At 60.2% G+C, this 19791-nt stretch carries 22 protein-coding genes; 14 read left to right on the top strand and 8 right to left on the bottom strand.

The annotated features are described in order from the left end of the window. Positions 1-194 precede the first annotated feature (194 nt). The 6 genes from EJJ38_RS01255 to EJJ38_RS01280 all read left to right on the top strand — a co-directional run bounded on the left by EJJ38_RS01255 (position 195) and on the right by EJJ38_RS01280 (position 6894). The gene (locus tag EJJ38_RS01255; RefSeq protein WP_127088289.1) at positions 195-1364 is read left to right on the top strand and encodes an ABC-three component system protein; all 1170 of its coding nucleotides are present in this window, start codon (positions 195-197) and stop codon (positions 1362-1364) included. Next, positions 1364-1852, top strand: a complete 489-nt coding sequence (locus EJJ38_RS01260) for a three component ABC system middle component (protein WP_127088290.1) — start codon at positions 1364-1366, stop codon at positions 1850-1852. Before EJJ38_RS01255 ends, EJJ38_RS01260 begins: the two co-directional genes overlap by 1 nt. Then, entirely contained in the window at positions 1852-3819 is a 1968-nt protein-coding gene (locus EJJ38_RS01265; RefSeq protein ID WP_127088291.1) for a DUF3732 domain-containing protein, read from the top strand. Before EJJ38_RS01260 ends, EJJ38_RS01265 begins: the two co-directional genes overlap by 1 nt. 155 nt (positions 3820-3974) lie before the next feature. Then, on the top strand, positions 3975-5519 hold the full coding sequence (locus EJJ38_RS01270) for an AAA family ATPase (RefSeq protein WP_127088292.1): 1545 nt from the start codon (positions 3975-3977) through the stop codon (positions 5517-5519). 56 nt (positions 5520-5575) lie between these two features. Beyond that, a complete protein-coding gene (locus EJJ38_RS01275) occupies positions 5576-6367 on the top strand; it encodes a hypothetical protein (protein WP_245454056.1) in 792 nt (263 codons plus the stop codon). Between the two features lie 170 nt (positions 6368-6537). Then, positions 6538-6894, top strand: a complete 357-nt coding sequence (locus EJJ38_RS01280; RefSeq protein WP_127088294.1) for a hypothetical protein — start codon at positions 6538-6540, stop codon at positions 6892-6894. A 242-nt stretch (positions 6895-7136) separates the two neighbouring features. Here EJJ38_RS01280 and EJJ38_RS01285 read toward each other — a convergent pair whose 3' ends face one another. The 4 genes from EJJ38_RS01285 to EJJ38_RS01300 all read right to left on the bottom strand — a co-directional run bounded on the left by EJJ38_RS01285 (position 7137) and on the right by EJJ38_RS01300 (position 9618). Further along, positions 7137-7922 (bottom strand): abortive infection family protein, encoded by a 786-nt coding sequence (locus EJJ38_RS01285; protein WP_205666069.1) that lies wholly within the window; start codon positions 7920-7922, stop codon positions 7137-7139. Positions 7923-8206: 284 nt separating this feature from the next. Continuing rightward, positions 8207-8734 carry a 3'-5' exonuclease gene (locus EJJ38_RS01290; RefSeq protein WP_127088295.1) on the bottom strand — a complete coding sequence of 176 codons (528 nt, stop codon included), beginning with the start codon at positions 8732-8734 and terminating at the stop codon, positions 8207-8209. 55 nt (positions 8735-8789) lie between these two features. Then, positions 8790-9389 carry a recombinase family protein gene (locus tag EJJ38_RS01295; RefSeq protein ID WP_338021834.1) on the bottom strand — a complete coding sequence of 200 codons (600 nt, stop codon included), beginning with the start codon at positions 9387-9389 and terminating at the stop codon, positions 8790-8792. A 22-nt stretch (positions 9390-9411) separates the two neighbouring features. Further along, entirely contained in the window at positions 9412-9618 is a 207-nt protein-coding gene (locus EJJ38_RS01300) for a hypothetical protein (RefSeq protein ID WP_127088297.1), read from the bottom strand. Positions 9619-9807: 189 nt separating this feature from the next. On the opposite strand from EJJ38_RS01300, the gene EJJ38_RS01305 reads away from it, so the two are divergent. Next, positions 9808-10320, top strand: coding sequence for a hypothetical protein (locus tag EJJ38_RS01305; protein ID WP_127088298.1), 513 nt, complete (start codon positions 9808-9810; stop codon positions 10318-10320). A gap of 7 nt (positions 10321-10327) precedes the next feature. On the opposite strand, the gene EJJ38_RS01310 is transcribed toward EJJ38_RS01305, so the two are convergent. From EJJ38_RS01310 to EJJ38_RS01325, 4 genes are all read right to left on the bottom strand, one after another. After that, positions 10328-10891 (bottom strand): hypothetical protein, encoded by a 564-nt coding sequence (locus tag EJJ38_RS01310; RefSeq protein WP_127088299.1) that lies wholly within the window; start codon positions 10889-10891, stop codon positions 10328-10330. A gap of 481 nt (positions 10892-11372) precedes the next feature. Next, a complete protein-coding gene (locus tag EJJ38_RS01315) occupies positions 11373-11969 on the bottom strand; it encodes a hypothetical protein (protein WP_127088300.1) in 597 nt (198 codons plus the stop codon). A 4-nt stretch (positions 11970-11973) separates the two neighbouring features. Next, positions 11974-12180, bottom strand: a complete 207-nt coding sequence (locus EJJ38_RS01320; protein WP_127088301.1) for a helix-turn-helix transcriptional regulator — start codon at positions 12178-12180, stop codon at positions 11974-11976. Positions 12181-12449: 269 nt separating this feature from the next. Continuing rightward, a complete protein-coding gene (locus EJJ38_RS01325) occupies positions 12450-13658 on the bottom strand; it encodes a tyrosine-type recombinase/integrase (protein ID WP_127088302.1) in 1209 nt (402 codons plus the stop codon). 503 nt (positions 13659-14161) lie between these two features. Between EJJ38_RS01325 and EJJ38_RS01330 the strand changes: the two genes are divergently transcribed. The 7 genes from EJJ38_RS01330 (at position 14162) to EJJ38_RS01360 (ending at position 19789) form a co-directional block, all read left to right on the top strand. Beyond that, entirely contained in the window at positions 14162-14908 is a 747-nt protein-coding gene (locus tag EJJ38_RS01330) for a helix-turn-helix domain-containing protein (RefSeq protein ID WP_127088303.1), read from the top strand. Positions 14909-15160: 252 nt separating this feature from the next. Further along, the gene (locus EJJ38_RS01335) at positions 15161-16354 is read left to right on the top strand and encodes a phage portal protein (protein ID WP_127088304.1); all 1194 of its coding nucleotides are present in this window, start codon (positions 15161-15163) and stop codon (positions 16352-16354) included. Continuing rightward, positions 16354-16857: an HK97 family phage prohead protease gene (locus EJJ38_RS01340; protein ID WP_127088305.1), complete on the top strand. Its 504-nt coding sequence runs from the start codon at positions 16354-16356 to the stop codon at positions 16855-16857. The genes EJJ38_RS01335 and EJJ38_RS01340 overlap by 1 nt, the downstream gene beginning before the upstream one ends. Positions 16858-16860: 3 nt before the next feature. After that, complete coding sequence (locus tag EJJ38_RS01345) at positions 16861-18018, top strand: phage major capsid protein (RefSeq protein ID WP_127088306.1); 1158 nt, start codon at positions 16861-16863, stop codon at positions 18016-18018. A 13-nt stretch (positions 18019-18031) separates the two neighbouring features. Then, positions 18032-18463, top strand: a complete 432-nt coding sequence (locus EJJ38_RS01350) for a hypothetical protein (protein ID WP_127088307.1) — start codon at positions 18032-18034, stop codon at positions 18461-18463. Positions 18464-18846: 383 nt separating this feature from the next. Next, positions 18847-19485, top strand: a complete 639-nt coding sequence (locus tag EJJ38_RS20550) for an AAA family ATPase (RefSeq protein WP_338021838.1) — start codon at positions 18847-18849, stop codon at positions 19483-19485. After that, the gene (locus EJJ38_RS01360; protein ID WP_127088309.1) at positions 19478-19789 is read left to right on the top strand and encodes a head-tail connector protein; all 312 of its coding nucleotides are present in this window, start codon (positions 19478-19480) and stop codon (positions 19787-19789) included. Before EJJ38_RS20550 ends, EJJ38_RS01360 begins: the two co-directional genes overlap by 8 nt. Positions 19790-19791: the final 2 nt, after the last annotated feature.

Raw genomic sequence — 19791 nt, forward strand, 5'->3', positions numbered from 1 at the left:
ACGCGCCGTGAGCAGTCATTCACTGTCGGCCGCAAAGACGACATCCAGCATGCGCTCGAAAGCCGGCTTTCAGATCGGCGTTGTCAGCCCAACGCTAGTGGCCAAGCTTGCACAATCAACGATCTCGCTGTTCGGCGAGAGCATGGCTACAATGCCAAATTGTAGCCTGATTCCACGGTTGCGCGAGAAGACACATGAGCCTAGTTGAACTGGAGAAGCCGCCGCAGACCGCTGCCGCCGGGCAGTACCTGGGCTTTTCGCTTCAGCAACTTCGAGCCTGCTTCCACCTGTTTTCTGCAGCCGACGGCGACAGCGTATCCCTCGAGTATCTTGATGACGTCGCGGTCCACCGGTCAGACGGCTCCCTTCTGCTCGAGCAGGACAAAAGCACGCTCACCGGGAATCCGGCGGCCGACAAGGCCATGGACCTCTGGAAAACCTTCGCGAACTGGGCGACGCTCTGCACCGACAAAGTGATCGATCCCGCGAAGACGGACTTCCGGCTGTTCATCACGCCCACGAAGACCGGCACGATTGTCGCCGAGATGAGCGCCGCCACGACGTTGGCGGCCTGTTCTGCGGTGCTGGCAAGAATCGGGAAGTTGGTTAACCCCAAGAAACCGGACGTCGGCTGCGCGCCGCAGGTTCGAAAGTTCCTCGCGGCGAAGCCTGAAATCTGCAGCGCCATCATTGCCCGGTTCAGTCTCGTCTCGGAGACCGACGCCCTTGAAGGCGTACGACAGTTCGTCCGAGCGGGCCTCCCTCAAGCGGCCGTGGATGACATGACCGCCGCGGCGATCGGCATCGCACGTGATCGCTATGACCGCCTGTTACGCGAGGGAGAAACTCGGAAGATCGAGGCCGTGGTTTTCCGCCGTCAGTTCCAGGCATTCACACGCAAATCCAACTTGGCGGGCTACCTCACATCCAAGGGTTCGGTCCCCGCTGATGAGCTAGTGGCCATGCTCGTCAGTGACGCGCCCACATTCGTTCGCCAGCTTCAGGCGGTCCAGGCCTCAAACGACTTGTTGACCTCAGCGGTCAGTGACTATCTCCGAACCACTTCCGATAAGATCGAATGGGCTGCGGAGGGCGTAGTCGTCGCCCAGTCGTTCGATGAGCTCGATGGTCAGTTGATCCGCAAACATACCCTGGTTCGTGACGAGGTGGAGGACGTCCATTCGAGCCTCAGCGAGCCTGAACGGGGACGCCGGGTCTATCGGGAGTGCGCCAAAGTTGAGCTCCCGCTAGATGGCCAGACCTTGCCGTCCCATTTCATCGCTGGCGCCTTCAACGATCTGGCCGATGGCCTGCGCGTGGGATGGCATCCCGCCTATGCATCCCTGTTCAAGGGCGACGCCTAATGACCGAAGTGCCCCTGACCCCGGTTGAGCTCGTTCAGAACCCCGCCCTAGGCGCCCTTCTCCTCTGGACCTTCTGTCAGGCCCATCAGGCCGAGAGGATCGGCGAGGTCTCGCCCATGACGCCCTTATTCCTGGCGCTCCCGATCACCCTGCATGGACACACGATGCGCGTCGTGAAATCCACCAACCAGAGCTCGGGGCTGGCCAAGTTCGTCGCAAAGCTCGCCGAGGAGCGCGAGCATCTGCTCGCCGTTCATACGCGCGCCCTCGCCATGCGCAATCTGACGCTCCAGTCGCTCGGTTCAGGGATCGTAACGGGCCTGCTCACCGTGGACTATGACAAGGCTCTGGTCCGCGCCAACCAGGCCAGCCCCCCCAAACCGCCGGAGCGTCTCAAGTATCACGTCGCAAGCGCGGAAAAGCTTGGCCGGTGGTTTGCGCGCCTGCCAGCCAACCAAGTCTTCTCTCTTCTGCAGGTTGAGGCCTGATGCACTTCCAGATCCTCAAACTGGTCCTATGGTCGAAGGCAGGGCATCCGCCACGGATCGTCGAGTTCGAGCCCGGGATCGTCAATGTAATCAGCGGTGCCTCCAAGACCGGAAAATCTGCCGTCATTCCCATCATCGACTACTGCCTCGCGTCGGGAAAATGCAGCATCCCCGTCGGTGTCATTCGCGAAGCCTGTTCTTGGTTCGGGATCGTCATAGACACGCTCGAAGGGCAGAAGCTCATCGCCCGTCGCGAACCGGGAGAAGCCCGCCAGACCGGGGATATGTTCCTGCTCGAGGCCGACGAGATTGAGGTCCCCGAGGAAACGCCCGTCAAGAACATCACGGCGGACGCCGTCAAGCGCCGCCTCGACAAGCTTGCCGGGCTTTCGCAGCTCGGATTGAACCCAGACGCAGAAATCGCCCGCGTGAGCTTCCGCGATCTCATGGCCTTCACCTTCCAGCCGCAATACATCGTCGCCAACCCGATGGTGCTCTATTTCAATGCGGACACGACCGAGCATCGCGAGAAGCTCAAGGCGATCTTCCCCTACGTCCTCGGGGCCCTGACGCCGCCGATGCTGGCCGCACGGTGGGAAATCGATCAACTCAATCGAGAGCTCAGGCGGAAGGAAGCAGCGCTGAATGCGGCCCGTACAGCCGTGCGCGCTTGGCAGACGGAGACGCAAGGTTGGCTCCGCACAGCCATGGAGTACGGCCTGTTGCCTGCCGATACCCCGATCCCTGAAGACTGGAACGTCATCGTCGATCTGCTGCGCAAGGCGTCTCAGTCGAACACGCGCGGGGCGGTCGCGACTGTGGCCTCCATCGACGGGGCTTTGGCGCAGTTGCAGGGATTGAAGGAGGCCGAGAGCAAGGCGGCCGCCAAGCTCTCCGACGAGCGTCAGCGCTTGAACGAAATCCAGCGTCTGCTAAGCAGCAGCGAGGCTTATGGATCCGCGATCCGCATTCAGCGGGACAGGCTCGACATCGCCGGCTGGCTGAAGGCGCGCGCCGCCTCCAGCGACGACCTCCTTGTGGCCTTGAGCGACAGCGGGCGGGATCGTCTCGATGCCTTGACCGAAGCTCTGGCCAGCCTCGACGTTCAGCTTCGCACCAAGCCCGAGATGTCCGACACTTTCGACCTCGAGCGAGTTCGACTGCGAGGCGAGGTGGAGAAGGCGACAGCCACGCTCGCCCAGATCCGCCAGCAGATCGTCTTGCTCGAGCAGCGGTCGGAACAGGTTCGAGCGATCACGTTCCGCCAGGACAGTATCGAACGCTTCGTGGGACGACTGGAACAGGCCCTCCAATCCTTCGAACGATCACAGGACGGGTCCGCTCTGGCCGATGAGATCGTAGTGTTGCGCCAGCAACTCGACGCCCAGAGGGCGATCTATTCCGAGGCCGCCGTCCAGCGCAAAATGACCAACGCGCTGCTGCAGGTCGAGAAATACGCTGGGGAGATCATTCCCCACCTCGATGCGGAATGGCCCGATGCTCCGATCCGGATCTCGGTGCCCGACTTGACCATCAAGGTCGTGCAGACTGACCGCGAGGACTACCTCTGGGAGATCGGGAGCGGCGCGAACTGGCTCGGCTACCACCTAGCCGTGACCCTCGCCTTGCAGCGCTTTTTCCTGAACGACGTCAATCATCCGGTACCGGGCCTCCTGGTCTATGATCAGCCGAGCCAGGTTTACTTCCCAAGCGGGTTTACAGTGACGGACGTCGAACAGCCGACAGGCCGAACGCGAGACCAGGACATCGCCGCCGTCCGCAAGGTTTTTGAGACCCTGGGTTCAGAGATCGTCCGGGCGAAGGGACGTCTCCAGGCCATAGTGCTCGACCATGCGGGCTACGATGTGTGGGGCGAGATTCCTGGCGTCGCCCTGGCGCAGGCCTGGCGCGGCGATCAGAAGCTAGTCCCACCCGAATGGCTCCAGCAGGAGCCGAATTTTAACTAGACTGGGTTGCGTTCATCGCGATTCAGCCCGCTCCGAGGGGCACTTCGATTCTGGCAGAAAGTGTGGAAGCGCTAAATAATTTTACCGTCGTGATAGGGGAGATTCTGCAGCCGTAAGCTTTGCGAGACTGCGGTTGTGGGCGGGTAAGGGGCGAAATGTTTTTTACAGTCATCGGCGTTGGCGCGAGGGTTCCGGCGGGAGTGCGCGATTGCGCTTACCTTTCCCGCGATAACTGGGACGACTGGGGCAAGTATCGGACGATGTTTTACCTCCGCGTGGCCGACGCTGAAGGTACGGTCCACGATGTAGGATCGGTGAAGATCGGCCAAGTCGGTTTACGGCCTGCCGGAATCGTCGAGCCAGGCCAGCGAGCTCCCGAGCTTCCAGATGAGTTCGATGCCCTGGACGACCGATTCTTCTCGCTCGGTCAGGGCGAGGACTATTACGTCACGCTCAACAGCTTAGCCCCCGAGTTGCGGGTACGCGTTCTGCGCGGACTACGAGACGTCGCCTCCGATCTTCCACTGTTCGATGCTCGCCTCGACGAAGACGTCATGGGCAACTCGCTACTGCGGGACATCCGGCAGGAAACCGTTCGCAGCCGGTTGAACCGCATCACGCAAGGCAATGCTGCGCTCACCAAATTTCACTTCCAGTACAGGCTCCCCAACGCGGAGATTGTTCCGCCAGCGGTATTGGATTTCGAGGTTCGCCCCGACTCCGTTCCACCGACAAACGTGCATGTCCTTATCGGGCGCAATGGTGTTGGTAAGTCGCGCTGCATCCGAGGCCTTACCGAGGCGCTGTTGGGACGCGCGGGCGACCCCAATCAGCCGCCGGGAACGATTCAACTCATTCGAAGCGTCATAGAACCGGAGTGGTCGTTCGCGGGGTTGGTGCTGATTTCGTTCAGCGCTTTCGACAACTACGATCTTGATCCCGCCTCAACCGACAACATGGGTTCGACCCAAGTCGGTTTGCGCCACAAGATCACGGTCGACGGGCATGACCAGTTCAGCATGAAAACGCCGGCCGAGCTGGCGGTCGATTTTCGCCGCAGCCTTTCGCGTTGCCGCAACGGCCTCAAGGCCGAGCGTTGGCGGGACGCCGTTCGAACACTGGAAACCGACGACCTGTTCGCCGAAGCCGATGTCACAGCGCTGCTCGCCGAACCCCCAGGACCGAACTGGAACGAGCGGACGCAGGCCCTGTTCGAACGCCTCAGCTCCGGCCATGCGATTATCCTGTTGACCGTGACCCGCTTGGTGGAGTTGGTCGATGAGAAGACGTTAGTCCTGTTGGACGAGCCGGAGGGCCATCTTCATCCGCCTCTGCTGTCTGCTTTCGTGCGATGCCTCTCCGATCTGCTCGTCAAACGGAATGGCGTGGCCATCATTGCCTCGCATTCTCCAGTAGTTCTTCAAGAGGTACCGCAGTCTTGCGCGTGGAAGCTTCGGCGCAGTCGCGGAGTGTCGGTTGCTGAGCGACCGACCTTGGAGACCTTCGGCGAGAATGTCGGGCTACTGACGCGCGAGGTTTTCGGCCTAGAGGTGACGCGAACTGGATTCCACCAACTGCTTCGCCACGCAGTGGACGAAGGGCGCTCGTACGACGCCGTTGTGAACTACTTCAATGGTCAGCTCGGCGTCGAGGCGCGTGCCATCGTTCAAGCGATGATCGCCGAGCGGGACGCTGGCTGATGCGTCGCTTAATGCCACCGCAGATCTCTGCGCATCACGCTCTGACGCGATGCATAGTGAGCATCCGCGACAACGACCTAACGAGTCGTCTCACGCAAGTGATGCCGACCATCGTGGCTGGCGAAGGGACGTATGACGCCCACGGCCAAGCCTCCACCCTCTATCTCATCCCGGGCACCGACGGGGTCGATGGGCTGGTGACCACGGCCGAGATGGAACGCGTCTACAAGAACACATTCGTCAAAAGCGTCGCCACGCGCGAGCTCTACGGCGCCCTCAAATCCGCCCCTGAGAACGACATCTGTCCCCTTTGCTCGCAGCGGACGGTCTCGCAGCTAGACCACCATCTTCCGCAGTCGGCCCATCCGGCGTTGACGGTGACACCGCTAAACCTCGTCCCGGCCTGTAGTGAATGCAACAAGACGAAGTTGGCGGCCGAGGCCGGGCATGCGGGCGAGCAAACATTCCACCCATATTTCGAAGATACCGACGACGCGCGTTGGCTGTTCGCGGCAGTCCAGCAAACGAACCCCGCCTCCCTGATCTTTTATCCCGAGCCTCCGGACGACTGGGACGCCGTGAAGGCCGAGCGGATCAGGTGGCATTTCGGCACGTACAAGCTGGCGGAGCTTTATGCGTCTCACGCTGCCGTCGAATTGAATGACATTAAGTATGGCCTCCAAAAGATGGCGGAGCGAAACCCGCCAGAAGCGATCAGCGAGCACTTGCATAGCGTCGCAGCTAGTCGGGCAGCGGCGCACGCCAACTCATGGCGAAGGGCTACCTACGAAGCTTTAGCCGCTTCAGAATGGTTCTGCTGCGGAGGGTTCGCTCAAGGCGAAGCCTAAGCTTAGAACTCCGGCGCTCTTCGAGAGCACGTCTCAGTATCCCCCCCGAAGCGGGCCTTCGGAAGGCCCGCTTCGGGTCAGTTGCTGCCCTCAACATTCATCGGCGGCATGTCCGCTTCTCGTTTGACCTATCGAGATCTGAATTTTCTGCCGGTCGATGACGAAGCCTCATGGATGACGTAGTCGAGCCCTTTTGGGCGCTCGTCGAGGGAAGAGAGTGGACCAATGTCCGAAAGGACATTGAGGGCGCGGTTCGTCAGCGGGATACGGGCGGTCCGAACGCCGCGCTCCTGGCTTCCCGGGCACTCGAAAGCGCTATCAAGATCATCAGCGACCGGAAAGGTTGGACGCGAGGCAATGAGCGAGGTGGGGCGGACTATGTTGACAACCTCGCGTCCGGCGGTCGCTTCATCGACGCATGGGAAGGAAACCTGCTCAAGCGCTTCTTTGCCGAGGTGAGAAACCCCGAAGCGCATGGTGCAGGTAGCACTCCGCAGCCGGCATTAAACGAGCATCAGAACGTCTAGGTTATCGAGTCTGCATGATCTCAATAAAGAGTCTGGTTCGGCGAACCTGAGGGTGATCCACTTCGAATCGCGGGAATGCCACCGCGCTAAGATGAGTAACCCGTGAGCTGAATTCCATCGCCAGGTCTTAGGGTTCGATCACGGTGCTGCGCCGCGACCCGACCTTGTGAACTGCCGTAAAGAGCCCGAAACGCACTAACGCCCTGCCTGGAGCCGAAAGCTGAAAGATTGCTCCCGGCCCATCACTCCTCAAAAGACCGACCATCTACCGCCTTGATATATCGTAGAAGTGCAGCAACGCTGTCGAAAATGAAGCGCGCCTCATCTTGTTGGATCAGATGTGGATTGTCGTGCGCGAACGACTTGTTGTTTCGAATCGTATTGAATGACTCGAAAACGCTGATTGAGCTTTTGACTATGCGCTCCGACATCTCGGTTAGGTTGCGCTGCGACGTTAGCATTTTGACGTACCGGCCAGCCCTGGCGTGCAGTGCATCGTTTTCTCCACACTCGCCGCCACCATGCTTGCGTACCAGCGAAGCAAATCTCTTCATGCAGTAGGTGTGCAGACGGTCAAGACCTGCCTCGGGCTTCTTCGCATCGAGGTCGCGACGAATCGCCGCAATTAGCTCGTCCAGTGTCTGGCTCGGCTCGAACACCTCAAATGCTGATGCGTCGATATGATCGCTTGCGCCCTCAAATATCGCGACAATCGCAAAGTAGTTGTCGCCGATACCGACACTGGGCCACGATAAGGACTCGCGATACTCCCATAGCTCCCGCAACGCCTTCGCAACCACGCCCGCAGGCGCCTGTTCAATAAAGGAGCGCAGCCGCTTTGCCTTTGACGTTCCCCGGCCGTCGAAGAGGTTCGAGATCGCGGTATCGATACCAAGCTTTTCGAAGAAAAAATCTGCGAAGGTTCGATCGTTGAAATTGAGAACGTAGCCAGTATCCATAGCGAGCGCCTTTTCGAACGGATCGCGCAGGTGCCTAGGTATTAGCTGCTCGTAAGTACGTGATGTCATGCGAAACTCTTAGGCCGGATTGCAAATACTTACGAAATAGGCGCGGATAGGTCCTGACATTTTGCTGAGCATCTGCTTTTTCGATATCCGCCGAAGGATGGTTAGGCTGGCTCAAGTTTACCTCAAGATGTTCCGTCGCCTAGATATCAACGTCTGAAATCCGCTGCCCAGCCGCTAAGAGCCGACATTCCGCTTGCGGCCCCAAACCGGCCATTCGTCGTCGTCGCAGCGAACTTTTGCTTCTGGCGCTTGGCAACCGAACGCGTTCGGGTGCCCCTCTGTGCCTACTCCCTCTCAGCAAAACCAAACGCTATCGCCCGTAGAAGCGCCCGAGCATCCCCTTCGGCGCGGTGGCTAGAAAGCGTGCGCTCGATCCATTCCATCGCATGGTATCGGACGGGATCGGGCAACTCGCGGAGGAGAGCCTGCCAACTGCGCAGTTCGAAGGCGGGTTTGATATTTCCGGCCTCGAACAGCATCCCCATCCAATGGCGGTCGAATTCCAGGGCATCGCACCACACGGTGCCGGCCCCAAGCCGAACATTCAGGGCCTTGGCAACCGCCGTTGGCGTTTCGGCATCGACAAGTTCCAACGTGTCGATGCCGTGGATCAGGCTTGCGTGCTCATCCCAGTGTCCGTCCTCTTCCCATTCCTTCAGGGGACGAATGAGGGCGGACCAACTGGATATCGGCTCCCCATGTGAAGGCCATACGGCGATGCCGACTTCGATCGGATACCCGCCGTCCTCGAGCGAGCTGGCCTCGAAATCCAGTGTGCGGAGCGGCCATAGGCGGGCGATGGATTCGATCAAAGGCATTCCTCCGAGCACTGATTGAATCGTTGTGATCATATAGCGCCGATAGCATCTATGGCGCAGCGACCCGGGAAATGGTCGCCTTGCTTACCCCCATAATGCGGGCAATGTGCCGGACGCTTTCACCCTCTGCCTTCAAGCGGGACACGTAGGCCTGCTGATCGGGCGACAGCTTGGGTTTGCGGCCGAACTTGATGCCGCGTGCCTTTGCCCGCGTACGGCCTTCCCCGGTGCGCGTACGGATGAGTTCACGCTCGAACTCTGCCAGCCCTCCGAGAATGGTGAGCATCAGGCGCCCGTGCGGGGTCGTCGTATCGGCCCATGCGTCCGATATCGAACGGAATGTCGCGCCCTTTTCGGCGACCTCTGCCAGGACATTCAGAAGGTCGCGTGTCGAGCGGGCGAGGCGGTCCAGGCGCGTAACGATCAGAACATCACCGGGCTTGAGCTTCGCGAGACATTTGCGCAATTCACGGCGCTCGGTCTTCGCGCCGCTGGCTGTCTCGGAGTAAATAACCTGGCACTCTGCAGATTTAAGGTGCGCAATCTGACTATCTAAAGACTGACCATCGGTTGATATGCGCGCGTATCCGTAAATCATGAATTCAATATAATAAACTTCAGTTCTTATGCAATAAAAAAGGCAAGTCATCAAATGATGACTTGCCTTAGCTTCACTCGCTCTCCATCCACTCGATAAACTGCTCCCAAGTCACGGCGACGCCGCTCTCTCGTCTGCTCTTACCTTTTGCCCAGATCAGACCCGTGCGAGTTAGATACACATCGCCCAGCAGCTGACCATCATTGTCGTTCACTTGGAATTCGATACCTTTGTTCTTCACTTCGAGTTCGACGTGAAAATCCTTGATGACAACTTTCATATCAACAACCGCTCCCTCAACGCCTGATTGTGAGAGGGAGTTTTAAGGCGCTCGGGAAAAAACGTCATTGTCTAGGTTCAGTTTGCGCGCGTCCTATCCACAGGCGCGTAAAGACCCTTTTGCTCGCATTTTCTTCTATTTCGTGCGTTATATCGCGCTTAAGAGGAAGCATGACCTCCGGGAGCAACAATGACCGACGCTGAGTATGATGAAGAGGCCGAGTTCGAGCAGCTAGCCAAGCGCGCTCAAGAGCTCAAAGCGACCGATCACTCGGCGCGCGTCTTCTTCGAGGTTATGGCCCAACGCGAGCGGGATCCGTCAGCCACGAGCATCGAGAACCTAGCGAAGATCATCCGGTCTGACCGTGCTGCGGCTGTTGAATTAGCTCGCGCGTTTCAAGATGCCCAGTTCGGGAAGTTTATTGTCGGCCGGCGGGGAAGTGTTTCCCGCTTCGAATGGTGGTGGAGCGCAACAAGCCTGGCGCAGGTGGCGCTTGGGACGGACACCGATATCCCACGCGTTGATCCCACCCAGGCCGGAGATGACGAGGCGAGTGAGGAGGCCCGGGAAAAGGACGGCGACGAAAAGCCAGTGCGCACGCCTTCACCGCCTCTCATGTTGACCATTCCCCAAGCCAAGGAAGCGCTGTCGCGCACGTTGGGTGTACCGGTCGAGAGCATCGAGATTATCATTCGCGGCTAATGCGCTATCAGGCGCCTATTCGCTTCTTGGAACGTCTGGGCAGCCTCCTGCACGCCTCGTCATAGCCTTTGTCCGTTGGATTAACGGTGGTCTTGCGCTCTTCGGGCAGGACAAGAATGGTGTCCATGGAGAGCTTGTTTCCCACGGTTTTGAAAGCGTATTCAGTCATGTAGTCGGGCGTATGGACCACACGCCCGACCCACAGACGGGCAATGTGCGTCTCATCGATAAGCTGATCATGATTGGCTTTGGCCCACAGGTGGAATTTGCGCTTGAACCGCGACACAGGCGGCTGAAGAAACATTGCGTGAAAATGCAGCCCATCATTGATCGAGACATCTTGAATGCTCGATTTTTCCGTCTTGGGTACGGGTAGATCAGGGGCCGCGAGCATGATTGGGAGCTTATTGCGCTCCCGAATATCGTTGGGACGATGGGCGAAGCGGGTGACGATGCGGCTGTAGAAGCGCCGAATATCCCCTTGGGCGAGCGGTATAAAATTCTCCTTAGGAGAAAAACTGACAGGCTGAAACATGAAGCTCAGAAAGAAGGGCTTGTATCCTTGATCCACGAGAGCCTTTACCCATTCTCCGTATGAGCGGCGAAGTCTATTCGAGTTAAAGAAGTCGCTCTGATTAAAAACGCTTTTGTACATACGGATAATACCCCAGTCTGTATCAAATATTTCATCTGATCAATGTAATAAAGGCACTGTCGTGCAATGATTATAGAGATCACATTCAACAATTGATCTATTTACGAATGGCTCCTCATGGCTCCTATGCAAATCACATCTATTATTCACATATTAAATACAGTAAATTTATGTGAATAATAGATGTGATTTGCATGTCGGGGCATGTGCTTCCGCGTCTCCTGCGAAGACGGGGTCGGGCGCGGAATCCGGATTGCCTTGAAACTGCGTTTTAGGCCGACAACATACTTAACAAGATCGCTCAAAAGACCCTAAGGGCCACAAAAGGCGGGCCTAAACAAAAAAAAGGCCCCTCCCGAGAGGGAGGAGCCGAGCATCAGTTCCGGAATTTTCCTTTCTAGACGCTCTCTGATTTTATCAGTTTCGTCACCTCGAACAGAGAGCGGGATTTATCGATCAATGTGGCGTAGATCTGAACCTGCTGTCCGATCTCGTATTTTTCGATGCGCTTTAGGCGCTTCTCGTCAAAGGTGAATTTCACCGCCGCCGGCTTCGAAGGCGAGGCCTTTTGACGAACTTGGCGAGGATCCATCTTGGCAGCCTCCTCGGCTATTTTCTTGTAGCCGCCGCGGAGCGCGATTTCGCGAGGCATATCGGCAAAAGACACCTCCTGATGCTGATGCAAATATTCAGCGCAGCGAGCGCGTGAGGCGGCAAGTTGATACGCTTGCTGAGATCTTGCGTTCGCCATATACATCATAGCCGCATGAATTGTATTCTTCGGTGGATGGACTCCATTCCAGAATTTCTTGCGCTTGAACGCGTCCAGATGCTTCTCTTCGCTCTGCAGGGCGTAGCCAATCTCTGCTGCCTCCGCGATGAGTTCTCGCACCTGATTGCGGTAACCCAAATTTGCTGAATTGTAACGCTTGCGAAGTGCCTCCAGAAGCTTGAGAGGCCCGCTCGAGTATTTGGTTGTGGACTGCTTCTTCATCTTTTCACTCCTTCACGTCAGGATTAATGAGGGCAAGGATTTCGCTTTCACGCCAAACGCGGAGGCGCTGTCCGATGTGGACGGGGCGCGGAAATCTGCCGTCCTTGATGCCACGCCACCACGTGGCACGAGACACCGGAATTGGGCCTTCGGGGCCAATCACCTGCTGAAGGCGAAGAAGGCGCACGGAAGTGTTGGAGGCAGTTTTCATCGCGAGCTCCGGATTTGGGGTGCACGAGGCCGTTCGCCGCAAAGGCGTTTTTCAAGCCGCATGTGTCGGGGATTGGCCACGTGGGCCGGGAGAGGGCGGGTTTTCCTGATCAGGGAAGATGGCCCGCTAAGGTCCTTGTTGTGCGCTTAGGGGGCGTTTAGGATGCAGTCATATCAGGCCTTTCCAATGGGATAAAATCATCCCATATGAATTCTTATAAGCCCATATAACCGCTTTTCAAGCTTAAAATTTAAAATGCCCAAAAAATCTCATTCCGTCGGCGATCTTATTTTCAGTGCCCGAAAATCATCCAGCATGTCCGCCCAAGCCTGCATCATCGCGACGCGCTCCGGCCAGTAGGTGGCGCGGTTATAAGCGCGCCGCACGGCATTGGGCTCCACATGCGCCAAGGCCGCTTCGATCACGTCCGGAGGGAAGCCGCGCTCGTTCAAGATCGAGCTCGCCGTGGCCCGGAAGCCGTGCGCCGTCATCTCATCTTGCGTGAAGCCCATGCGCCGAAGGGCGCTATTGAAGGCGTTCTCGCTCAACGCTTTCTTATGCGAGCGGATCGAGGGGAACACGAGTTCGCTGGTTCCCGTGATGGGGTAAAGGTCGTCGAGCACCTGTATCGCTTGGCGAGACAGCGGCACCAGATGCGGCCGGCGCATCTTCATCCGATGCTCCGGGATCGTCCATACCCCCTTCTCGAGGTCGATTTCCTTCCATCTTGCGCCGCGCACCTCTCCTGGCCGGCAGAAGGTCAGTGCGTTGAACAACAGCGCAGCGCGGACGGAGGGCCAGCCGGTATAGGTATCGATGGAGCACAGAAGGGCTCCAACGTCTTTTGGCTCGATGAGCGCGGCCCGATGCACCACCTTTGGAGGGCGAAGAGCGCCGCGTAGAGACGCTGTCGGGTCTGATTCCGCGCGCAAGGTCGAGATGGCAAGGCGGAACACGCTGCCGATGGTCGAGCGAAGGCTCCGGGCTGTCTCCAGCCTACCGCTGCGCTCGACGCTCTGGAGAACACTCAGCACTTCCACAGGTGTGATGTGCGAGATTGGGCGATTGCCCAATGCCGGGCCGGCCAGTTTCTCGAGGAACCATCGGTTCTTTGTCAATGTCGCCGGTGCGCAGCCCTTGGCGCTAAGTCTCTCGAGATACTCCGCCGCAATGAGACCGAAGGTGTTCTCGGCCGTCGCAGCCGCTTCGATCTTGGCCTTCTGCCGAACAACCGAGGGATCTTCGCCGTCCGCGAGGGCGCGTTTGGCTTCGTCGCGTTTTTGTCGGGCGTCGGCGAGGGAGATAGTGGGGTAAGGGCCGAAGGAGAGCTGTTTTGCCTTCCCCGCGAAGCGGTAGGCGAGGCGCCAGAGGCGGCTGCCGGAGGGGGTAACGAAGAGGAAAAGACCCCCGCCATCGAAAAGCTTATAGGCCTGTTCCTTCGGCTTGGCGTTTCGAATGGCGATGTCGGTGAGGGGCATGTGTAGGCATCTCAAATCGGCCCGAAGCCGCGATGCCTACAAAAATGCCTACAAATTTCTGAGATGCAACGGCAGGCCATGCGCGCGTGTGAGGCTCTGGGAGACGCTCAATTCATTGATTTTCCAGAGAAATGAGATTTTCTGAGATGCCCTGAGGCAAGAAATTGGAGCGGGCGATGGGAATCGAACCCACGACATACAGCTTGGGAAAAGGGCGACAAACGTTGATCTAGCTTCTTCACGTTCCCCATGGCGTCTCCGGCAAGGAGACACATGGGATTGCGCGGGATTAAGCGGGATAAGGCGGGACGCGGCAAACAGCGAGCGAAGGCAAGGCGTGATACGTCAGGACTCTCCTACGCAGTTTATGATGGTCACGTCCATCTGGGGACCGTTCTAGGACGACGTGCTGGCGGCTTCGACGCGCGCTCCGCAAGTGGTGGTCGCCTTGGCCATTTCGATTCGATCAAGGCGGCGGCCGATTGCGTTGGCCGAGGTGGCCAATGAGCGTCGTCTCGGCCGTGCACGTCATGCGAAACCGCGTTGATGCGGCCAGCGTGAAGGATCTGGATCTCGTCGCCCGTGATATGTGGCGGGCGCTGACACGAGGAGAAATCTCCGACGAGGAGGCCGCGGAGATCGATGCCCAGATCAGCGGTCGGCGCGAGAAGCACGCCTACTCACCCGTTCCAAATCGTCTTGTCCTGAGCAGATTCAAGCCTCGGCAGCGGCAGCGGTCGCCTGACCGGCAGGCGTCGCGCGACCGGCGGCGACGCCTGGGCGGTTCCAGTGTTCTGCCCGATAGCCTGCGCCATCATTACACCGAGGGGCAGCGCGCCGTTCTCTGCATCGTGGCAGGGGAGATCAAGCACCACGGCATCTGTGATCTCCCGATCGACAAGATAGCGGCGCTCGCAGGTGTGTGCCGGACTACGGTGCAGACGACGCTCCATGAGGCGCGGCGGCTCGGCCACATCAGGATCACTCACAGGCCGCGGCGCGGCCAGAAGAGCCTCCCGAACCTCGTTTCGATTGTCTCGACGGCTTGGCTCGCCTGGTTGAAGCGTGGCCCCTCAGCTCACCGGCCGACAGGGTCCAGTTTGCTTTCGCCGGTCAAAAAAGTGAGCCCCACGAAGAGCATAGAGGGCCTTCAAGAAAGGGCATTGAGATCGACGAATGCGCTCCAGGCACGGCAAGGAACGCTGGGGTTGGGGACAGATCCGCGTCGTGGAGGGCTGCAGCCTGAATGAGATCGCTTTCGAGGGGTTCGCTGCCCTCAAATACCGCCCAAACGCCTGGGATAGGGGGGGTGGTGCACGACCTCGGGCCTCGCATCAGGACCGGTGAGGTCCCGCCCGTGCGTGATATGCACCATATGGTGTTTTTTCTGATGAAGGTCAAAAGGTTATTGGCTATTCGATGTTTAGTCAAGTTCTTTTTGGCATAAATTGGCACAAGCATCCGTCTAGATGCGGAGATTTACAAGGCGCATACAATTATGGATGCGCAACCCATTCAAAGTGCTACGCGGCTTCTTCGACACAAAGTCTCTGGCGCTGCCGGAGGCCGATCTTCTTGCGCTGTTTGGCTCAGGCTCCCAGACTGCCGCCGGTGTAGCCGTTGGCCCCGGCAATGCGCTCACCGTGCCGGCGGTTGCATGCGCCATACGTGTCATTTCCGAAGCGGTCGCGACCCTTGATGTGCGTGTCGTCCAACGCGGAGACGACGGCACGGAACACGACGTTCCCGATCATCCTGCCTGGGCCTTGCTGCGCGACGCTGCCAATGATTGGACGGACGCCTTCAGTTTCCTCCGTGACCTGACCGCTCAGGCGCTCATCTATGATGCTGGTGGGCTCGCATGGGTTAATCGCGTGGACGGGCGGCCTGTCGAGGTCATCCACTATCAGCCGAGCTACCTGACGGCGCAGGACGATGGCACGGGCACGGGTGCCTTCCGGTACACCCTGAACGGCCGGGATGTTCCGGCCGAAGATATCATTCACCTGAGGAGCCCCTTCGGCCGCTCTCCGCTCAGCCTCGCACGTGAGAGCATCGGGCTGGCCTTGACGTTGGATGCCCACGCGGCCCGGCTGTTCGGCAACGGTGCCCGGCCCTCCGGCGTTCTGTCGCTGAAGGAGCGGGTTACGCCCGATGCGATCAAGCGCATTCGCGATTCCTGGCAGCTCGCTCATGGCGGTGGAAAGTCCGGCGGCACGGCGATCGTGGAGGGAGGCGCCGAATACGCGCCCCTCACGATGTCATCCACCGACGCTCAATTCCTCGAGCTGACGCGGTTTCAGATTCTCCAGATCGCGCGTCATTTCCGTGTGCCCGTGACGATGCTCCAGGATCTGGAGCGAGCCACCTGGAGCAACATGGAACAGGCTGGTCAGGAGTTCCTCGTCTATTGCCTTGAGCCGTGGCTGCGCGCCCTTGAGGGATGCCTCCGGCGTGCATTGTTCACAGCGGATGAATTCCCTTCTCACCGAGTGGTTTTTGATCGCGATGACCTCACGCGCGCCGACATTGGAGCGCGTGCGACGGCTTACAGTTCGCTCATCGCGAGCGGCGTGCTGAACGCCAATGAGGCCCGGGCCTGGGAGGGACTGCCAGCCCGAGAGGGCGGCGATGCCTTTGGCAACCCCTTCACATCTACGCCTACCGGGGCCGCCACGGTGCAGGGAGGCGCCTGATGGATCGCGTGTTCATCGAGACCAAGATCATGGTGGACGATGCGGGCGCCATCGAGGGGCTTGCGTGGCCGTTCGGCACTCCTGACCGTATCGGCGACGTGATCGAGAAGGGTGCGTTTGCCGGCGCCCGCCTGCCCCTGCCCATGCTCTTTGGACACGATCCGAATGACCCCGTGGGCGCCTGGAGCGAGGCCTTGGAAGAGGCGGACGGCCTGCGTCTCAAAGGGCGCCTGCTGGTTGCGGAGGTCGCCAGGGCGCGCGAGGTCCGGGCGCTCGTCCAGGCAGGCGCCGTGCGCGGGCTCTCTATTGGTTTCCTCACGAAGAAAGCCACGCCCCGGAAGGGCGGCGGCCGGACCATCTCCGCGCTCGACCTGGTCGAATGCTCGCTGGTCAGCGTCCCCATGCATCCCGGCGCCCGCATCACGGCCGCCAAATCCGCCACGGCGGCGCTTGCCATCGCCGGGGCTCTTCACCGCGCCGCTATGGCGATCAGCACGAGGTAAGCCATGTTCCACGATGCGAAGGCGGTGCTCGGCGCCGTCGAGTTCAAGGGCGAGGAAGACGATCCCGCCGCCGTCGTCACGAAGGCGCTGGACGCCTTCAAGGGCGAGGTGATCGGCCGCCTCGACAAGGTGGAGGAAAAGGCTGGCGCCGCGGACAAGATCGCCCTGCGCCTGGACAAGCTGGAGGCGAAGCTCAACCGGCCGGCCGGCACGAAGGACGATCCGGCGGAGCCGAGCGAAGAGCGCAAGGCGTTCGGCACCTACCTGCGCCGTGGGCGCGAGACGCCCGAGGCCGATCTGAAGGCGCTCACCGTCTCCAACGACTCCCAGGGCGGCTATCTCGCCCCTGCGGAGATGAGCACGGAGTTCGTCCGCGACCTGGTGGAGTTCTCTCCCATCCGCTCCGTGGCCAGCGTGCGCGCCACCGGCTCGCCCTCGGTGAAGTATCCCAAGCGCACGGGCATCACCAACGCCCGCTGGGTCGGCGAGACCGAGGAGCGCTCCGAGAGCGAGCCCAGCTTTGGGCAGATCGAGATTCCGGTGCGCGAGGTGGCCACCTATGTGGACATCTCCAACCAACTCCTCGCGGACAGCGGCGGCATCGCCGAAGCTGAGGTGCGGCTCGCCCTGGCCGAAGACTTCGGCCAGAAGGAAGGGGCGGCCTTCGTGGACGGGGACGGCGTGAAGGAGCCCATGGGGCTCCTGACAGATCCCGGTGTCGAATTCACGCTGAACGGCCACGCCACCAACCTCTCCGCCGACGCGCTCATCAGCCTGATGTACGCGCTGCCGTCCGCCTACCGGAACCGTGGCTCCTGGCTGCTCAACGGCACCACGCTCGCCACCATCCGCAAGCTCAAGGACGGGCAGAACAACTACCTCTGGCAGCCGTCCTTCCAGGCCGGGCAGCCGGAGACCATCCTCGGCCGCCCGGTGGTGGAGGCCGTGGACATGCCTGACGTGTCCTCGGGCGCCTTCCCGATCATGTTCGGTGACTTCGCCACCGGCTACCGGATCGTGGACCGCCTGGCGCTGTCCATCCTGGTGAACCCCTATTCCCTCGCCACCACGGGGCAGACCCGCATCCATGCGACCCGCCGCGTCGGCGCGGGCGTGGTGCAGGCGCGCGCGCTGCGCAAGCTCAAGATGGTGACGAGCTGAGGAGATACGACCCATGCGTGACCTTCACAGCAACATCGGCGTCATCGAGGCCATTCCGCCCGCGGTCTACGATGCGGACAACAGCCCGGCGGCCATCGACCTCCTCGGCTTCGACGCCGCCGAAATCGTCATCCATGTGGGGATCGGCGGCATCACGTTCACCGGGACGAACAAGATCGAGTTCGTGCTCTCCCACAGCGACGATGAGAGCGCTTACGCTCCCGTCACCGTGTCCGATCTTCTTGGTGTCGCGTCGGTGACGAACGGCATCGTCCTGGCCTTCAAGACGGCGCATGCCGCCGCCACGCTTCATCGCCTCGGCTACATCGGCGGCCGGCGCTACCTGAAGCTCCTGGCGGACTTCGGCGGCACCCACGGCACCGGCACGCCGCTTTCGGCGACGGTCATCAAGGGCCACGCCGCCAGCCGGCCCGTCGCAGCTTAGGGCGCCTGTCCTTTGAGGGGGCGTCGCGGTCCCCCCAACACCGGAAAGTTCGCCTGCCTGGCGCCCGCGGTGCAAGCCGTTTGTGGGGTTCAAGGCGAACGAGATCGCGGGCACCGGCGGATGTTTCCTAGTCCGCGAAGGGCTTAACGGGGAGGCGGGCCGTGCTCGCCTCCCCACACTCCAGGTGAAAGAGCATGCCTGTTCGTGCCCCAAGGATTTGCCCCTGCGGCTACCGCATCGCCAGCGGCGAGCGATGCCCATGCGAGCGCAAGCGCGCGGCGGCTCGGAATGCTCGGGCGGATGCCGCCCGCCCCAGCGCGCGGCAGCGAGGCTATGACACCCGCTGGGACAAGGCGCGTGCTGGGTATCTGCGGTCACATCCCATGTGCGTCCGGTGCCATGCGCCGGCCACGGTGGTTGACCACATCGCGCCTCACCGCGGCGACCAAGCGCTTTTCTGGGACAAGGGAAACTGGCAACCGCTTTGCAAGCCTTGCCACGACCGAGCGAAGCAGGGCGAGGAAAAGCGGAGCGCGAGGGGTGGCGTACTGGCTCATCCCTTCCTTCGGCCGTCACGCGTCCCTGTCACCCTTGTCTGTGGTCCGCCGGGTTCCGGAAAGAGTACCTATGTCGAGAAGCATCGGCGTCCAGGCGATATCGTCATCGACTTGGACCTGATCAAGGCAAAGCTCTTCCACACCACCAGCCACCAGGCCCCTCGTAGCGCCGAGGCGACACGGCAAGCTCTGTTGGAGCGCAACCAGATCCTGACGGGGCTCGCTGACGATCACCTGCATGAGCATGTGTGGTTTATCGTTTCAGCTCCCGAGCAGGCAGAGCGCGACCTGTGGCAGCGAAAGCTGCGCAATGCCCGTTTGGTCGTGATGGATACACCGCTGGAGGAGTGCCTACGCCGAATCCGGGCCGATGTAAGCCGCGAGGGACAGCGGGACTGGATGGAGGATCTGGTGCACCAATGGTTCGCGCGGGCGCGGCGCGAGAAGGATCTCCGCAATGTCTGACAGCCTCAATGCCACGGACGTGGTGAGCCTTGATGATCTGAAGCGCCATCTTCGGGTGGATGGGTCGTATGAGGATTCGACCCTTGAGCAGATGCTTGAGGCCGCCCTGCGGCATGTGGAGGCCTGGGTCGGGCCGCTCGCCACCTTCGAAGGTGAGGTTCCTGATGACATCGGGATGGCGATGAAGGTGCTCGTCGGCCACTGGTTCACAGAAGGGCGGGAAGCTGCACTCCCGGAACCTCTCCTCGAGATCCCGTTCGGATTTCGTGAGCTCATCACTCCCTATCGCAAGTGGGAGTTCTGATC

Source organism: Aquabacter cavernae, from assembly GCF_003993795.1.
Lineage (GTDB): Bacteria > Pseudomonadota > Alphaproteobacteria > Rhizobiales > Xanthobacteraceae > Aquabacter > Aquabacter cavernae.

Coding starts and splice junctions, on each gene's coding strand:
- EJJ38_RS01300 (WP_127088297.1), bottom strand. CDS start 9,618: ATGAAAGTTGTCATCAAGGATTTTCACGTCGAACTCGAAGTGAAGAAC.
- EJJ38_RS20550 (WP_338021838.1), top strand. CDS start 18,847: ATGTGCGTCCGGTGCCATGCGCCGGCCACGGTGGTTGACCACATCGCG.
- EJJ38_RS01340 (WP_127088305.1), top strand. CDS start 16,354: ATGGATCGCGTGTTCATCGAGACCAAGATCATGGTGGACGATGCGGGC.
- EJJ38_RS01325 (WP_127088302.1), bottom strand. CDS start 13,658: ATGCCCCTCACCGACATCGCCATTCGAAACGCCAAGCCGAAGGAACAG.
- EJJ38_RS01270 (WP_127088292.1), top strand. CDS start 3,975: ATGTTTTTTACAGTCATCGGCGTTGGCGCGAGGGTTCCGGCGGGAGTG.
- EJJ38_RS01255 (WP_127088289.1), top strand. CDS start 195: ATGAGCCTAGTTGAACTGGAGAAGCCGCCGCAGACCGCTGCCGCCGGG.
- EJJ38_RS01295 (WP_338021834.1), bottom strand. CDS start 9,389: ATGACTTGCCTTTTTTATTGCATAAGAACTGAAGTTTATTATATTGAA.
- EJJ38_RS01335 (WP_127088304.1), top strand. CDS start 15,161: ATGCGCAACCCATTCAAAGTGCTACGCGGCTTCTTCGACACAAAGTCT.
- EJJ38_RS01305 (WP_127088298.1), top strand. CDS start 9,808: ATGACCGACGCTGAGTATGATGAAGAGGCCGAGTTCGAGCAGCTAGCC.
- EJJ38_RS01320 (WP_127088301.1), bottom strand. CDS start 12,180: ATGAAAACTGCCTCCAACACTTCCGTGCGCCTTCTTCGCCTTCAGCAG.
- EJJ38_RS01280 (WP_127088294.1), top strand. CDS start 6,538: ATGGATGACGTAGTCGAGCCCTTTTGGGCGCTCGTCGAGGGAAGAGAG.
- EJJ38_RS01330 (WP_127088303.1), top strand. CDS start 14,162: ATGAGCGTCGTCTCGGCCGTGCACGTCATGCGAAACCGCGTTGATGCG.
- EJJ38_RS01285 (WP_205666069.1), bottom strand. CDS start 7,922: ATGACATCACGTACTTACGAGCAGCTAATACCTAGGCACCTGCGCGAT.
- EJJ38_RS01345 (WP_127088306.1), top strand. CDS start 16,861: ATGTTCCACGATGCGAAGGCGGTGCTCGGCGCCGTCGAGTTCAAGGGC.
- EJJ38_RS01265 (WP_127088291.1), top strand. CDS start 1,852: ATGCACTTCCAGATCCTCAAACTGGTCCTATGGTCGAAGGCAGGGCAT.
- EJJ38_RS01350 (WP_127088307.1), top strand. CDS start 18,032: ATGCGTGACCTTCACAGCAACATCGGCGTCATCGAGGCCATTCCGCCC.
- EJJ38_RS01260 (WP_127088290.1), top strand. CDS start 1,364: ATGACCGAAGTGCCCCTGACCCCGGTTGAGCTCGTTCAGAACCCCGCC.
- EJJ38_RS01315 (WP_127088300.1), bottom strand. CDS start 11,969: ATGAAGAAGCAGTCCACAACCAAATACTCGAGCGGGCCTCTCAAGCTT.
- EJJ38_RS01360 (WP_127088309.1), top strand. CDS start 19,478: ATGTCTGACAGCCTCAATGCCACGGACGTGGTGAGCCTTGATGATCTG.